At 73.7% G+C, this 14219-nt stretch carries 13 protein-coding genes and 1 pseudogene; 8 read left to right on the forward strand and 6 right to left on the reverse strand.

The window, feature by feature from the left end; translation table 11 throughout:
- Nucleotides 1-111 precede the first annotated feature (111 nt).
- The 4 genes from AB0J36_RS08950 to AB0J36_RS08965 all read left to right on the forward strand — a co-directional run bounded on the left by AB0J36_RS08950 (nt 112) and on the right by AB0J36_RS08965 (nt 3733).
- Nucleotides 112-669 carry a hypothetical protein gene (locus tag AB0J36_RS08950; protein ID WP_357394972.1) on the forward strand — a complete coding sequence of 186 codons (558 nt, stop codon included), beginning with the start codon at nt 112-114 and terminating at the stop codon, nt 667-669.
- Between the two features lie 110 nt (nt 670-779).
- Nucleotides 780-1547, forward strand: a complete 768-nt coding sequence (locus AB0J36_RS08955) for a glycerophosphodiester phosphodiesterase (RefSeq protein WP_357170110.1) — start codon at nt 780-782, stop codon at nt 1545-1547.
- A 21-nt stretch (nt 1548-1568) separates the two neighbouring features.
- Complete coding sequence (locus AB0J36_RS08960; RefSeq protein ID WP_363660370.1) at nt 1569-2960, forward strand: MFS transporter; 1392 nt, start codon at nt 1569-1571, stop codon at nt 2958-2960.
- Nucleotides 2961-3124: 164 nt separating this feature from the next.
- Nucleotides 3125-3733: a thymidine kinase gene (locus AB0J36_RS08965; RefSeq protein ID WP_357119446.1), complete on the forward strand. Its 609-nt coding sequence runs from the start codon at nt 3125-3127 to the stop codon at nt 3731-3733.
- A gap of 52 nt (nt 3734-3785) precedes the next feature.
- On the opposite strand, the gene AB0J36_RS08970 is transcribed toward AB0J36_RS08965, so the two are convergent.
- Complete coding sequence (locus tag AB0J36_RS08970; RefSeq protein ID WP_357118675.1) at nt 3786-4634, reverse strand: hypothetical protein; 849 nt, start codon at nt 4632-4634, stop codon at nt 3786-3788.
- A gap of 198 nt (nt 4635-4832) precedes the next feature.
- On the opposite strand from AB0J36_RS08970, the gene AB0J36_RS08975 reads away from it, so the two are divergent.
- Nucleotides 4833-5369, forward strand: a complete 537-nt coding sequence (locus AB0J36_RS08975) for a hypothetical protein (protein WP_357394974.1) — start codon at nt 4833-4835, stop codon at nt 5367-5369.
- Here AB0J36_RS08975 and AB0J36_RS08980 read toward each other — a convergent pair.
- Nucleotides 5357-8461, reverse strand: a complete 3105-nt coding sequence (locus tag AB0J36_RS08980; RefSeq protein WP_357394976.1) for a BTAD domain-containing putative transcriptional regulator — start codon at nt 8459-8461, stop codon at nt 5357-5359. The two genes, AB0J36_RS08975 and AB0J36_RS08980, sit on opposite strands and share 13 nt — an antisense overlap.
- Nucleotides 8462-8588: 127 nt before the next feature.
- A complete protein-coding gene (locus AB0J36_RS08985) occupies nt 8589-8876 on the reverse strand; it encodes a low temperature requirement protein A (protein WP_357394979.1) in 288 nt (95 codons plus the stop codon).
- A 6-nt stretch (nt 8877-8882) separates the two neighbouring features.
- On the opposite strand from AB0J36_RS08985, the pseudogene AB0J36_RS08990 reads away from it, so the two are divergent.
- A pseudogene (locus AB0J36_RS08990) lies at nt 8883-8999 on the forward strand (thymidine kinase); the annotation flags it as partial.
- Here AB0J36_RS08990 and AB0J36_RS08995 read toward each other — a convergent pair.
- Genes AB0J36_RS08995 through AB0J36_RS09005 form a run of 3 tightly spaced genes read right to left on the reverse strand, consistent with a single transcriptional unit; the run spans nt 8966 to nt 11749 of the window.
- Complete coding sequence (locus tag AB0J36_RS08995) at nt 8966-10162, reverse strand: low temperature requirement protein A (protein ID WP_357394981.1); 1197 nt, start codon at nt 10160-10162, stop codon at nt 8966-8968. The pseudogene AB0J36_RS08990 and the gene AB0J36_RS08995 sit on opposite strands and share 34 nt — an antisense overlap.
- Entirely contained in the window at nt 10159-11352 is a 1194-nt protein-coding gene (locus tag AB0J36_RS09000) for a low temperature requirement protein A (RefSeq protein ID WP_357170093.1), read from the reverse strand. The genes AB0J36_RS08995 and AB0J36_RS09000 overlap by 4 nt, the downstream gene beginning before the upstream one ends.
- A complete protein-coding gene (locus AB0J36_RS09005; RefSeq protein ID WP_357395015.1) occupies nt 11339-11749 on the reverse strand; it encodes a hypothetical protein in 411 nt (136 codons plus the stop codon). Before AB0J36_RS09005 ends, AB0J36_RS09000 begins: the two co-directional genes overlap by 14 nt.
- 173 nt (nt 11750-11922) lie before the next feature.
- On the opposite strand from AB0J36_RS09005, the gene AB0J36_RS09010 reads away from it, so the two are divergent.
- Nucleotides 11923-13626 carry an acyl-CoA dehydrogenase family protein gene (locus tag AB0J36_RS09010; protein WP_363660371.1) on the forward strand — a complete coding sequence of 568 codons (1704 nt, stop codon included), beginning with the start codon at nt 11923-11925 and terminating at the stop codon, nt 13624-13626.
- A gap of 94 nt (nt 13627-13720) precedes the next feature.
- Nucleotides 13721-14089 (forward strand): VOC family protein, encoded by a 369-nt coding sequence (locus tag AB0J36_RS09015; RefSeq protein WP_357118657.1) that lies wholly within the window; start codon nt 13721-13723, stop codon nt 14087-14089.
- The last annotated feature ends 130 nt before the right edge of the window (nt 14090-14219 follow it).

The following is a 14219-nucleotide window of genomic DNA, read 5'->3' on the forward strand; positions in this document are numbered from 1 at the left end:
GCCCACGGCTCCCCCGGGCAGGGGAGGCGGTTGGCTCGGCGTGGGGATCAGCGCGATCAGGGCTGCGACGAGGCTGAAGAGCGTCAAGCCATCGACGCGAGGGAGTTTTCCATGCTCTGGTACGCACGGGTCGGGACGGCATCGGCGGCGACAGTCGCGCTGGTCGCCGCCGGGTCGACGACGGTGTGGGCGCAGCCCACCGCGCCGAACGGGACGTCGCCTCCGAGGCCCGTGGCGCTGGTCGCCGGCTCGGGGCATTTCGTGTACGACGAGCCGAACATGGTCGGGCACCGGATCTGGTTCGGCGTCGCGGCGGTCACGACCGTCGACGGGTCGACGCGTGGCGAGTTCCGTTACCGGCACGCGCTGCCGGACGGCACCGAGGTTGCCCGGGGACGGGCCGACGTGACCTGCCTTCGGGTGGTCGGGAACGTCGCGGTGTTCACGGCGATCGTTCCCGACGGCGTCGACCCGGTCCGCAACCACGGCTACTACGTCAAGATCATCGACGGTGGTCGGCAGCCCGACGTGATCGTCGACGCCCAGACGCAGAACGGGACTCAGCCGCCACCCACCGGCTGCCTCGACCCCGAGACGGAACTGCCCCCGGAAGCGCCCCCACGCCCCCGGTACCCGATCCTCACCGGCGGGTACGTGGTGCGCCCGTGAGCCCCCTGGCGCTCCCGCCCCACGGGGGTGACGGGGGCGCCAGGGCCCGCGCGGACGAATGTCGCCGACAGGCCATCTGCGCTCCACCGGCCGCGTGCATACTGCGTCGCGTGCTCAACCGATCCGCCTACCTCGACGCGCCCGCGCCGCTGGCGTTCGCCCACCGCGGCGGGGCCGCCGAGGGCGACGAGAACACCACTGCGGCGTTCGCCCGTGCCGTCGGGCTCGGTTACCGGTACGTGGAGACCGACGTGCACGCCACCGCCGACGGCGTCCCGGTGATCTTCCACGACCCGACGCTCGCGCGGGTCACCGGTGAGGCGGGGCGCATCGCCGACCTGAGCTGGGCCGACCTCGCCTCGGTACGCGTCGGCGGCGCCGCCGTCGTACCCCGGCTCGACGAGGTGCTGGACGCCTGGCCGCAGGTCCGCTTCAACATCGACGTGAAGGCCGACGGCGGCGTCGCGCCGACGGTCGCCACCCTGACCCGGGTCGGCGCGGCCGACCGGGTGCTGCTCGCCTCGTTCAGCGACGCCCGACTGACCCGGCTGCGGGCGCTCACCCAGGGGCGCGTCGCCACCAGCCTCGGCATGCGGGGAGTCGCCCGGCTGCGGCTGGCCTCGCTGCACGGCCGGCCGCTGCGGCTGCCCCCGTCGGTGGTGGCCGCGCAGGTGCCGCCCCGCTACGGACGGGTGCCGGTGGTGGACCGCCGATTCGTCGACTACTGCCACCGGCTCGGCCTTCAGGTGCACGTCTGGACGATCGACGATGCGGACCAGATGCACGACTTACTGGATCGTGGCGTGGATGGCATCATGACCGATCACGTCGGCGTGCTGCGCGACGTCTACCGCAGCCGCGGCCACTGGACCGCCTGACCAGCACCGAAGGAACCCCCGATGGCCGAGACCGTGACCCCCACGGTGACCGACACCCCGCCTCCGGCGAGCACCCCCCGCGAGCGCCGAGGCTGGTACATCTACGACTGGGCGAACTCCGCGTTCCAGTCCACGGTGATCACCGTGTTCCTCGGCCCGTTCCTGACCACCGTCGCCGAGACGGCCGCCGGCTGCGAGCTGGGCGCGGACACCTGCGACGGGTACGTGCACCCGCTGGGCATCCGGGTCGCGGCCGGGTCGTACTACCCGTACCTGATCTCGCTGTCGGTGTTCCTGACCGTGTTCGCGCTGCCGGTCATCGGGGCGATCGCCGACCGGTCGGCGCACAAGAAACGCCTACTCGGCGGGGCCGCGTTCACCGGCGCCGGGGCGACCATCGCGATGGCCTTCGTCACCGGCGACCGGTACCTGCTCGGCGGCGCGTTGTTCCTGGTCGCCAACATCTCCTTCGGCGCCGCGATCGTGGTCTACAACTCGTTCCTGCCGCAGCTCGGCGGCCCGGACGAACGGGACGGCATCTCCAGTCGTGGCTGGGCGCTGGGCTACCTCGGCGGTGGCCTGCTGCTGGCGGTGAACCTGGCCACCGTCTCCCTGCTCAGCGAGGACGACAACCCGCAGCGCACCCTGGACCTGGCCCGCTGGTCGATCGTGTCCGCCGGCGTGTGGTGGGCGGCGTTCACCCTGGTGCCGCTGCGCTGGCTGCGCGACCGTCCCGTGACAGCGGCCGTGGCCGCGCGGGGCAACGTGCTCACCGACGGGTTCCGGCAGCTCGGGCACACCCTGCGCGAGATCCGGGCGTACCCGCTGACGTTGTTCTTCCTGCTCGCGTTCCTCGTCTTCAACGACGGCATCCAGACCGTCATCACGATGGCCAGCCAGTACGGCACCGAGGAGCTGCGGCTGGAGCAGAGCACCCTGATCGTCACGATCCTGCTGGTGCAGTTCCTCGCCTTCGGCGGCGCGTTGCTCCTCGGCGCGCTGGCCCGGCGCATCGGCGCGCGCAAGACGGTGCTGATCAGCCTGGTGCTCTGGACCGGTGTGATCCTCGGCGTGTTCTGGCTGCCCGCCGAGGCGCCGCTGCCGTTCATGGCGCTCGGCGCCTGCATCGGTCTGGTCCTGGGGGGCAGTCAGGCGCTGAGCCGGTCCCTGTTCAGCCAGCTCATCCCCGCCGGCAAGGAGGGCGAGTACTACGGCTTCTACGAGATCAGCGACAGGGGTACGAGCTGGCTGGGCCCGCTCGCGTTCGGCATCGTGTTCCAACTCACCGCCTCCTACCGCGTGGGCCTGGTCTCACTGGTGGGCTTCTTCGTGGTCGGGTTCCTGCTGCTGTTGGCGGTGCCGATGCGCCGGGCCATCATCGGGGCCGGCAACACCCCACCACGGGTGCTCTGAGCACGTGCGACGCACCTGACAGATCCGGGCCGGTCGATCGGCTAGGCTGCCCGACCGTGACCGACGACGCCGCTGCCACCCCGACCTGCCTGGCCCACCCGTTCCCCGGCCAGCCGCACGCTCCCGCCGCCTGCGCGGCCGCGCGCGGGCTCGACGGGCGGCCGGTGCACGCCGCGGCGTTGAAGTTCTTCTGGGGGCCGATGGACTGCGGTAAGTCCACGATGGCGTTGCAGATGAACTACAACCACGCCCGGCAGGGCCGCCGAGGCCTGGTCACCACCCGCATCGACCGGTCGCTGGGTCCACAGGTCACCACCCGCATCGGCCTGGCCCACGAGGCCATCGAGGTCACCGACGACCTGGACCTGCGGGCGCTGGTGCGCGGCCGCTGGGCCGACGGGGTACGCGTCGACTACCTGATCTGCGACGAGGCCTGCTTCTACACCGTCGAGCACGTCGAGCAGATGGCCGAGTTGGTGGACAGCTACGACGTGGACGTGTTCGCGTTCGGCCTCGCCACCGACTTCCGGTCCTGCCTGTTCCCCGCCGCGCAGCGCCTGTTCGAGTTGGCCGACGAGGTGGCCCGCATCCAGGTCGAGGTGCTGTGCTGGTGCGGCCGGGAGGGGCTGCTCAACGCTCGGGTCGTCGACGATCGGGTGGTCCGCGAGGGCGAACAGGTCGTCATCGGCGACACCGTGGAGACCGCCGACGTGCGCTACCAGGTGCTCTGCCGGCGGCACTACCGCAGCGGCGACCTCGGCCCCCGCGACTGACGCGGTGGCCGGCCGCCCCGTGCTGGGGACGGCCGGCCGTGGTACGGGTGGGTCAGCCCACGCAGACCTGCTGCGCCCTGATGTTCCACGGCGTGGCGAACGCGACGATCTCCCGTCCGGTCGCCTCGGCGGTGTCCAGTGCCGGCCGGGGCACCAACGTCGCCACCGAGCCGGCCCCGGAGAGCCCGGTCAACACCGCGCCGACCCCGGCGGTCTGCGATCCCGCCGGGCAGGCCGGCGTCGTCACGGACTTCGGCGAGTTCGCGTTGAACGCGCTCGTCGCCTCCGTCAACGCCATCGCCGGCAGCGCGGTGGCGCAGAACGCCTGGGTCTGCAACGTGAAGTTGCCCGGAGCGCCGAACACGTACGCGGTGCTCGACACCGAACCGAGCGCCGCGGTGAACGCCAGCTCGTCGATCGCCACCGCTGCGTTGGCGTTGTCGATCCGGTACCCACCGCCGAAGGTCTTCTTGCCCGGCGGGCACACGGCGGTGATCCCCACCTTGTCCAGCGCGTTGCTCGCCGACGTGGTGGTGACCAGTTGCAGGCCGGACACCGCCCCGGCCGGGGCGCAGACCGCGAACGCGTCCACCGACCAGGGCACGTTCGTGGCGTTGGCCTCCACCCCGAACACCGTCACCGTACGCAGGGTCGCGTCGGCGTAGACCCGGGTCATCAGGACGTCACCCTGACCGTCGTTGATCCGTCCACCCGCGCCGACCACCTGGTCGACGCCGTTGCACGAGATGGTCATCGTCTTGGCGTTCGTCGCGTCCAGGACGCTCGTCGCGGCGACCCGGTACAGGCCGACCGACGCCTGCGCCGCTGTGCTCGGCGCGAGCAGCGTCGTGGCCGCCGCCACGCTGGTCAGCACTGCCAGACCAGCCAGTTTCCGGTTCATTGGATTCCCTCCGCCCTGCCTCGTCGACGATCGACGACGGCGTTGCGACCAGACTCCGCACCCTCGTCAGGGGCCGGTCATCGGCGCGGACGCGGACGGCGTACTGACGCCACGATGACGGGCGGCTGCGACCCTGCCGGCGACGTCACCGTGGCGTCACCGGACTCCGGACGGGGTCCACGAACGGGAGGTCCCATCATGCGTATCCGAGCGGCGGCGCTGGCCGCCCTCCTGGTCAGCGGCGCTCTGATCGGCGTCGGCGGTGGCACGGCGTACGCCGACCCGGACGCGAACCCGTGCGCCACCACCGCCGGCGACCCGATCATGGGCACCGAGGGCGACGACGTCATCTACGGCGGCGCCGGTCCCGACGAGATCCACGGGCTCGGCGGCAACGACACCATCTACGGCGGCGGTGGCGTCGACACGATCTACGGCGGCGCCGGCAACGACATCCTGTTCGGTGAGGGCTGCGGTGACACCCTCGTCGGCGGTCCGAACGACGACGTGCTGGCCGGTCTCGACGGCAACGACCATCTCAACGGGTCGCACGGCGCGGACCTGCTGATCGGCAAGGCCGGCGTCATCGTCTGGGGCGTTGCCACCAACGGCGACATATTCGACGGCGGGGGCGGGGCGGACACCTGCGCCCAGGACGACAACCCCGACGCCAGCGTGATCTTCTACGCGTACGTGGACACCAACGCGGGCAACGAGAACCTCTACCCCTGCTGACCGGCCCTGGCGCGCAGCACATCCGGGTGCGGGGGCGGTGCGTCGATCGCGCGCATCGCCCCGCCCCACCTGTCGAACGCCCGCCGGGCCTCCCCGTGCCGGCCGGCCCCGACAAGCGTCGCGACCAGCGCCCGGTGCGCCCACTCGTCGTAGCAGTCGGCGTCGAGCAGCCGGACCAGGGTGGTCGCGGCCCGGTCGGAGTCGCCGTCGCGCCGGTACTGCCGGGCCAGTTCCCGCAGCGCCCGCAACCACATCGAGCGGGCCTGTTCCCGCAGCCCGTCGGCCCAGTCCTCGTAGGGCTCGTCGGTGAAGGCGTCACCCCGGTAGGCGGCGTCCACGTCGGCGAGCACCGCGCGGGCCCGCGCCGGGTCACCCTCGCGGGCGAGCCGCTCCGCCCGGGGCACGTCGGCCAGCAGGGTCTCCGCGTCGACGACCACCCGGGTCAGGTCGACGCGTACGCCGGTCAGGTCGGCGCGCACGTACCGGTCGACGGGCCACCGCCGGGGCGGGTCGAGCACGGCACGCACGGCGGACAGCAACACCGACAGGCGGTGCGCGGTGCGCCGCGGCTCGTCGTCGGGCCACAGCAGTTCGCACAGCTCGGCCCGTCCTACGGCGCGGCCACGCCGGGCGACGAGGATCTTCAGCAGCGTGCGGGCCTGCCGCGACCGCCACGCCGGCAGCGGGACCTCCCGCCCACCGACGATGACTTCGAACCGGCCGAGCACCCGCACCTCGACGGTTCCACCGTCGACGGACAGCTCGGACAACTGCCGGCCGTCGACCGTCTCGATTCCGAGCGCCAGCAACCGGTTGGCCGCGGCCCGCGCCGCCGAGCGCTGCGCGGCGTCCGCGCCCGGCACCCGGCCCAGCAGGACGACTGTCCGTTCGGCGGCCGGACCCGCGCCCGCCGCCTGCCAGATCGCGCCGGCCTCCACCAGGGCGTCGCGACTCGCGGCCGGGTCGGCGGCGACCGCGGCGGTGAGTTCCAACGCCTCGGCCAACGCGTCGGCCTGCCGTCCGGTCCGGGCCGCCCGTACCGCTTCGGCCGCCCGCCGCCGGGCCACCTCCAGGTCACCTTCGGCGTACGCCACCCAGCCCGTCGCGGCCAGCGCGCAGGAGAGCAGGAACGCCGGCGCCAGCCGGTGTGCCTCGTCGGCGGCGGCACGGGCGGCGTCGAGGTCGGCGGCGTTGCTCTCGCAGCGCAGCCGGGCCAGGCCGGCCAGCGCCGGGATGCGTACCTGCAGGTCCCCCACGTCACGGGCCAGTTCGGCGGCCTCGGCGAAGGCGGCCAGCGCCTCCTCGCGCCGGCCGAGACGGCGACTGACCTCGGCCAACCCGTAGACCCCGGCGGCCGCCCGGTTGAGCCCCAACCGTTGCGAGACCAGTTTGGACCGGGTGAAGTGCAGGGTCGCCTCGTCGTAGCGGCCCAGCCGGACCAGCGCCTCACCCGCGTTGTGCAGGGCGGTCACCAGCACTCCGGGCGGGCCGGCGAGCTCCGCCGCGCGGACCGCCCGTACCGCGGTGGCCAGCGCCGACGGGTACCGGGCCTCCCGCAGCAGGCAGTGCGCCTGGTTGACCAGGACCCTTGCCTGCTGAACCAGGTCACCCGCGCGTTCGGCCGCGGCGAGGGCGTCGGCGAGGTGCCCGTCGCGGCGGGTGCCGGACGAGGTGAGCGCGGCCGCGATGTGCGCCGCCGCCAACGGGGCGTCCTCGTTCACCCGCTGGGCGGCGACGAGCGCGCGGGCCCCGGTGGTGACCGCGTCGTCGACCCGGCCGAGTTGGGCGAGGGTGCTGGCGCGGCAGGCCAGCAGCAGGACGTCGTCGGGGCCCGGTGGGGCGGGCGTCGGCGCGGCGTCCGCCCGGTCGAGCACCGCGAGCGCGCCGGCGTAGTCGGTCCGCAGGTACGGCACCATCGCGGCCCGCCAGAGCAGCCGCGCCGGCCACCGGCGGTCGTGGTCCGCCTGGGCCAGCAGCGGGGCGAAGACGCGCGACGCCCAGGTCACCGAGCCGGACATCCGCAGCGCGTCGCCGAGGATCAGTTGCAGGTCGGGGTGCTGCTCGGCCGGCGGCAGCGCGCTGATCAGGTCGGTGACGTCGGACGCCCCACCGCCGGCGAGCATCTCCACGCCGTGGCTGACGATCAGCGCCGCGCACCGGGCGGTGTCGTTCGCGTCGCGCAGGGCTCGGGCGGCGGCGAGGGGGTACGCGTGGGCGAGGTACCAGTCGGCGGCGGCGGACAACCGGCGGCGGCCCGAGGCGTCCGGGCGGCCTTCCTGTTGGGCCAGCACCGCCGCGAGCACCGGTACCAGCCGCACCGTCGCGGCGGTGAGGTCGGACCGCCGGCGGGGGTGAGCCACCAGCAACCCGGTGCGGGTCGCCCACCGCAGCGCCTGCGCGGTGGCGTCGGCTGGCGCGTCGGCGTCGATGACCACGCACAGCGGCGCGCTGATCGTGTCGAGGTGGTGGATGTCGCCGAGCAGACGCGCCACCTGCGCGGGCAGGTCGGTGAGGATCTCGTCGCGGGCGAACTGCCCGCCGGCGGTGCCGGGTTCGGTCAGGGCCGCGAGCAGCTCCCGCCGGCCGACCCCTTGGCGGCCGAGCGCGTCACCGGCGAGGTGCACCCACGCCGGCCAGCCGGCGGTCAGCTCGTAGACCAGGTAGGCCAGGTCACTGTCGGGGACCGCGTGTTCGTCGCGCAGGATCCGGGCGACCTGGTCCCGACCGAGGGCGAGGGTTTCCGGTCCCCGGTGCACCACGGGTCCGGCACAGGCGCTGCGGGCCGCGTCGGCGAGGGGGTGTCGAGCGGCCAGCGTCACCGCGGGCTGACCCGGCAGCGCGCCCAACAGCCGCACCAGGGCCAGTTGCTCGTCCCCGGTGAGCGCGGACACCTCGTCCACGGCGACCCGGGCGGGCGGGTGCGCGTCCGACGGGCCGCTCGGGTGCGACAGCGCGTCGATCAGATCCGCCGCCCGGTGACAGGCCGTCGGACCGTCCCCGCCGATGACCTCCAGGGCGGTGCTCTTGCCGTAACCGGCGGCGGCCACCAGCAGCAGCCAGCGCTGTGGTCGGGTCCGCCGGTCGGTTGCCATCACGTCGCCTCCACTCGACCGAGCACCGAGGAAGGCCACCCGGAGGGCCGGTGACCCCACGCTAACCATCGTGCGGCCCGCCCACGGTGGCGTTGTCCGAGAACCGACGCAGTGCCGCCGGCCGGGGTCAAGACGGCTCTCGGGCGGCGGACCGGGCCCGCGACCGGTCGGCCACGATGACGGCGACGGTCACCGCCAACGCCAGCGCGGCGCACACCGCGACGGGCACTTCCAGCCCCACGCAGACCGGCACCAACGCCAGCAGCACCAGCACGGCGGTGATCCGGCTGGTCGGCAGGCGGCGCCACAGCAACGCCTTGTAGGCGGCGTGCCCGGCGAGGAACAACGCCGGACCACCCAGGGTGAACAGCGCGGCGAACGGGGTGGCGGGCTCGCCGGGCTGCCGCAGCAACACCTCCGGGTGGTCCGCGAGGGTGAACAGGTCGTCATCGGCGACACCGTGGAGACCGCCGACGTGCGCTACCAGGTGCTCTGGCGGCGGAACTACCGCAGCGGCGACCTGGGCCCCCGCGACTGAGACGCCCGTCGTTCCGACATCCGGTCGGCCACAATCACCGCGGCCGTCACCAGCAGCGCCGCCCCGGCGGTGACCGCTGTCGGCGTGGCCAGCGCGACCGTCCCGGGGATCAGCGCGAGCAGCAGCAGCGTCGCCGTGACGCGGCCCGCCACCCCGACGAAGCCCAGAACCAGCTGGTAGGCGGCGTGCCCGGCCAGGAACAGTGCCGGGCCGCCGAGTACGACAAGCGCGTCCGCCCAGCCGACCGCGTGGCCGGGAGCGTGCAGCAACTGCTCGTCGCCGACCGCGGTGATCACGATGCCGCCCACCATCACCGGGTGCAGGTAGTTGAACACCAGCCGCGACAGCCGTCCGGCCCGTTCACCGGCCTGGGCCAGGGCTCGCATGACGGTGTCCGCCCGGTCGAAGTACACCCACCACAGGGCCACCGATCCCGCGAAGGCGAGCAGGAATGCGAAGATGCCCACCCGGTCCAGGCGCTGCGTCAACGTGCCGCCGGTGATGAGGATCGACTCCCCCAGCGCGATGAGGACGAACGCCTGGCAGCGTTCGGCCAGGTGCCCACCCTCGACCTCCCAACGTTCCGGGGTGCTGCGGCCCAAGCCGGGCACCGGGAATCCGGTGGCCAACCCGAGCGCGTCGACGGCGATCACACCGATCCAGATCACCTCGCGGGCTGGGGGGTCCACCAGGCCGCCGACGAGAGCCAACAACCCGGTGGCGGTGATCCAGACGACGCACTGGCGGAAACTGTCACTGACGTACGGCTGGCCGCGGATCGCCCACATGGCGAAGACCGTCCGACCGATCTGCACCACCGCGTGCGCTCCGGCGAAGAGCAGACCGTCGCCGCCGAACGCGGTGGGCAACGCCGCCGCGAGCAGCAGACTGCCCAGCGTCACCACCAGCAGCGTGGCGCGCACCGGCGCGCGGTCCGGGCGTAGCCAGTTGCCCATCCACACGGTGTAGATCCAGACCAGCCAGACCATGCCCAGCAGCACCGCGGTACGCCCCACACCCGGCCAGTCGAGGTACGCGCTGAGGTACTGGGACAACTGGGTGATCGTGAAGACGTAGACCAGGTCGAAGAACAATTCGGTGGACGTGGTCCGCTCCACCCCGCGGCGGGGACGCAGCAACTGCGGGTGCGCCGGCCGGCTCACGACGTGCCCCGCCGGGCCCGCAGGCGATCCGCCATGATCACCGCGACGGTCACCGCCGTTGCCAGCGCCGCGCAGGTCACCACCGTGGCGCCCAGACCTACGCAGGCCGGTATCAGGGCCAGCAGCACCACCACAGCGGCGATCCGGCTGGTGGGCAGCGCCCGCCACAGCACCGCCTGGTAGGCGGCGTGCCCGGCGAGGAACAGCGCCGGGCCGGCCAGGGTGAACAGGGCGGTGACCGTGGTGGCCGTCGCGCCCGGAGCGTGCAGCAGCCGTTCGTCGCCGGCCGAGGTGACGACGATGCCGGCGACCATCACCGGGTGCAGGTAGTTGAACGCGAGCCGGCCCAGCGCCCCGGTACGCGTGCCCGCGCGGGCGACGACCTCCGCGGCGGCCGGGGCGGACCGCGCGAAGTACACCCACCACAGCGCCACCGAGCCGGCGAACGCCACACCGAACGCGCCGAGGCGCACCACGTCCACGTGTGACGTCAGGGTGTTGCCGGTGACCAGGATCGACTCGCCGAGCGCGATGAGCACGAACGCCGCGCAGCGCTCCGCCAGGTGCCCACCCTCCACCATCCACCGCTCCGGGCGGCTGCGTGCACGCCCCGGCAGGGGGTAGCCGGTCGACAGGCCCACCACCTCGAGCACGATCACGGCCGTCCACACCACCTCCCGGGCCGGGGTGTCGAGCAGGCCGCCGACCACCACGAGCACCGACGTGGCGGCGATCCAGGGCAACGACTTCTGGAACCCGTCGACCAGCCACGGATTGCCCTGCGCCGCCCACAACGCGAACGCGGTCCGGCCCACCTGCACGCTGACGTAGACCACCGCGAAGAGCAGACCCATCCCGGCGAACGCCTGTGGGATCGTCGCCGACAACAGCAGGCTGCCCAGCGTCACCCCGATCAGCATCGCCCGTACCGGGCCCTGGTCCGGTTGCAGCCAGTTGGTCACCCAGGTGGTGTAGACCCAGACGAACCAGACCAGCGCCAACAGCAGCGCGGTGCGGGCTGCGCCACGCCAGTCCGGGTGCGCGATCAGGTAGTGCGACACCTGGGTGATCGTGAAGATGAAGACCAGGTCGAAGAACAACTCGGTCGAGGTGGTCGGCTCGACGCCCTGCCGCCGGCGCAAGAGCCGGGGGTGCGCCAGCTCCGGGGCCGGCGGCTCAGAAGGGGTCACCGCACACCCGCCAGTCGCCGCCCTCGCGGACCACCGGCAGGCGGCGTTCCTCGCTGATGCCGCCGGCGCGGGTCACCTTCGCGGTCACGGTGCCGCGCGGACGCCCACCCTTGGTGGACACCGACACGTCGGTGATCTCGTAGTCGGTCACCATGGGCGGGGTCCGCACCCAACTGGTGAACCCGATCGCGCTCCACCGGGTACGGGCGTCGGCGCACAGCCGTTCGTACGCACGATCGCTGTCACCGAGGGACACCTCGCTGAGGAACCCGTCGGCGGTCTCCCGGATCGGGCCGGCGGCCTGCCGCACGGTCTGCAGGTTCCACGCTCCCAGTCCGGCGACTCCGACGCAGCACAGCGCCATGCCGAACCCGGCGAAGACCAGCCCGGCACGCATCGGGCGGCGCTGCCGGGCCGGTCGGCTCCACGACTGGCCGGCACCCACGACTACCGACCGTAGAGAAAGCCGTCGCGGTGAGGCATGGCAAGCCGGAAACTGGGCCTTCTTTCGGTGCGGCGACGCATCGTCTACCGTCGGCGCACACCCCCGTAGCGTCAGGGAGCCGATCGATGAGCCGCTTCGTGCAGCCGGTACCACCCCCTGCCGACCCGTACGCCGGTGATGCCCTGCTGCGGTCCTGGCTGGAGCGTCACCTCGGGGCGGCCGGTCACGCCGCCGCGAAGGGCCGCCTGGCCGACCTGGCCGCCGATGTGAGCGGGCCGCTGCGCGCGGCGCACGCCGATGCCGAGGCGCACCCGCCGACGCTGGTCCGGTACGACCCGTGGGGCGCCCGCGTCGACCGCATCGAGGTGTCCGCCGGTTGGCGGGCGCAGCGGGCCGCCGCCGCCCGGCACGCGGTGGTGGCGCTGCCCTACCTGCCCGACGCCCGGGGCACCTGGGGCGCTGCCGCGCGGGTCGTGCAGCATGCGCTGCTGCACCTGTACGGGCCGGAGTCGGCGACGTTCTCCTGCCCGGTGGCGATGGCCGACGGCGCGGCGGCGCTGCTCAGCCTGCCCGACGTCGACGCGGGTGTCCGCGACGCGTGGCTGCCCCGGTTGACCTCCACCGATCCGGACACCGCGATCACCAGCGGGCAGTGGATGACCGAGTCGCAGGGCGGCTCGGACCTGGGCCGCTCCAGCACGATCGGCCGGCCGGCGGCGGACGGTTCGTGGCGGCTGACCGGGGAGACGTGGTTCTGCTCCGCGGCCGACGCGGCGATGGCGGTGGCGCTGGCCCGTCCCGAGGGCGCCGGGCGGGGCAGCCGGGTGCTCGCTCCGTTCCTCGTACCCCGGTACGCGGTCGACTCGCCGCTGGCCACCGGCGCGGCCCCGGACGCGCCCGCTCCCGGTGTCGTCGTGCACCGGCTCAAGGACAAGCTCGGCACCCGGGCGCTGCCGACCGCCGAGATCGGCCTGCGCGACGCGTACGCGGTGCCGTTGGGCGACCCGGCGGTGCCCGGCCTGGTCCGGGCCATGACGCTGGTCGTGGTGACCCGGGTGCACAACGCCGCCGCCGCTGCCGGCGGGATGCGACGGGGGCTCGCCTACGCCCGCGCGTTCGCCGACGCGCGGCACGTCGCGGGCGGCCCGCTGTCGTCCTCGCCCCTGCACCGCGCCACGCTCGGCACCCTCGCGGTCGACGCGGCGGGCGCGTTCGCCCTGGCCGGACACGCGTTCGCGCTGCTCGGGCGGGTGGAGGTCGGCGCCGACCCGGAGGCGGTCGCGGAGCTGCGCATCGTCGCGCCGCTGGCCAAGCTCGCCACCGGCCGGCTCGCCGTCAGCTCCGCCAGCGAGTACGTGGAGAGCTTCGGCGGCGCCGGGTATGTGGAGGACACCGGGGTGCCCCGGCTGCTGCGCGACGCGCAGGTGCTGCCGATCTGGGAGGGCACCACAAACGTCCTGTCCCTGGACGTGCTGCGCGCGTTGACCCGGGAGGACGCCGGGTCGCCGCTGCTGCGACGGCTGACCGCCGCCGTTGACCTGGCCCGGCCGCTGTCGCCCGCGCTGGCCGACACCCTGGCCACGGTCGCCGGGCAGCTCCGCGACACCATCGTCGCGGTGACGGCCGACCCGGGCGCGGCGACGGTCATCGCCGGTGCCCGTGCGCTGGCGCTGCGTCTGGCGTACGCGCTGACCGCCGCGCTGCTCGTGGAGCACGCCGCCTGGGGTGACGAGCAGGCGGAGCTGGCGGCCCGGCTGTGGGCGCGGCGGTGGCTGCGGCACGAGGACATCGCCGAGGACGCCCACCACCACCTGGACCTGCTCTGCTGACCGGTCGACGGGAGCGGGGGTGACGGTCGCCGGCGTCGAGAAAAGTCGACGTACCTGACAGGAGTTGGCAGGTACGTCGGCGCAGACTGCACGCATGACGACAACCGCCGACCTCGCGATGGTCAACCTGGACAGCTCCGACCCTGCCGCGCACGCCGCCTTCTACCACCGGGCGTTGGGCTGGGAGATCACCCACAGCCAAGCCGAGTACGCCATGATCCGCAACGGCGGCGTGTCCATCGGGTTCGGCCTCGTCGAGGGCTACCAACCGCCGGCCTGGCCGGATTCGGCCGGGCAGAAGCGGTACCACCTCGACCTCTACGTCGACGATCTGGCCGTGGCCGAGAAGGAGTTCGTGGCCGCGGGCGCGTCGAAGCCGGAGTTCCAGCCCGGCGAGACGTGGGTGGTGCTGCTCGACCCGATCGGGCAGCCGTTCTGCCTCTGCCGCCGACCGCAGGGCTGAGGCCCGGCCCTCGGCGCGTCACCCGTGGCCTGCCGTCCGGCGCGGCCCCGGGGTGGCCGCCGGGGGGGAGCGGGGGGGAGGGCAGCGGGCCGCGGGGCCCCGCGGGGCGCCGCGGCCCCCGGGGGGCGCC

Origin of the sequence: Micromonospora sp. NPDC049662 (genome assembly GCF_040675055.1) — a bacterium.
GTDB lineage: Bacteria > Actinomycetota > Actinomycetes > Mycobacteriales > Micromonosporaceae > Micromonospora.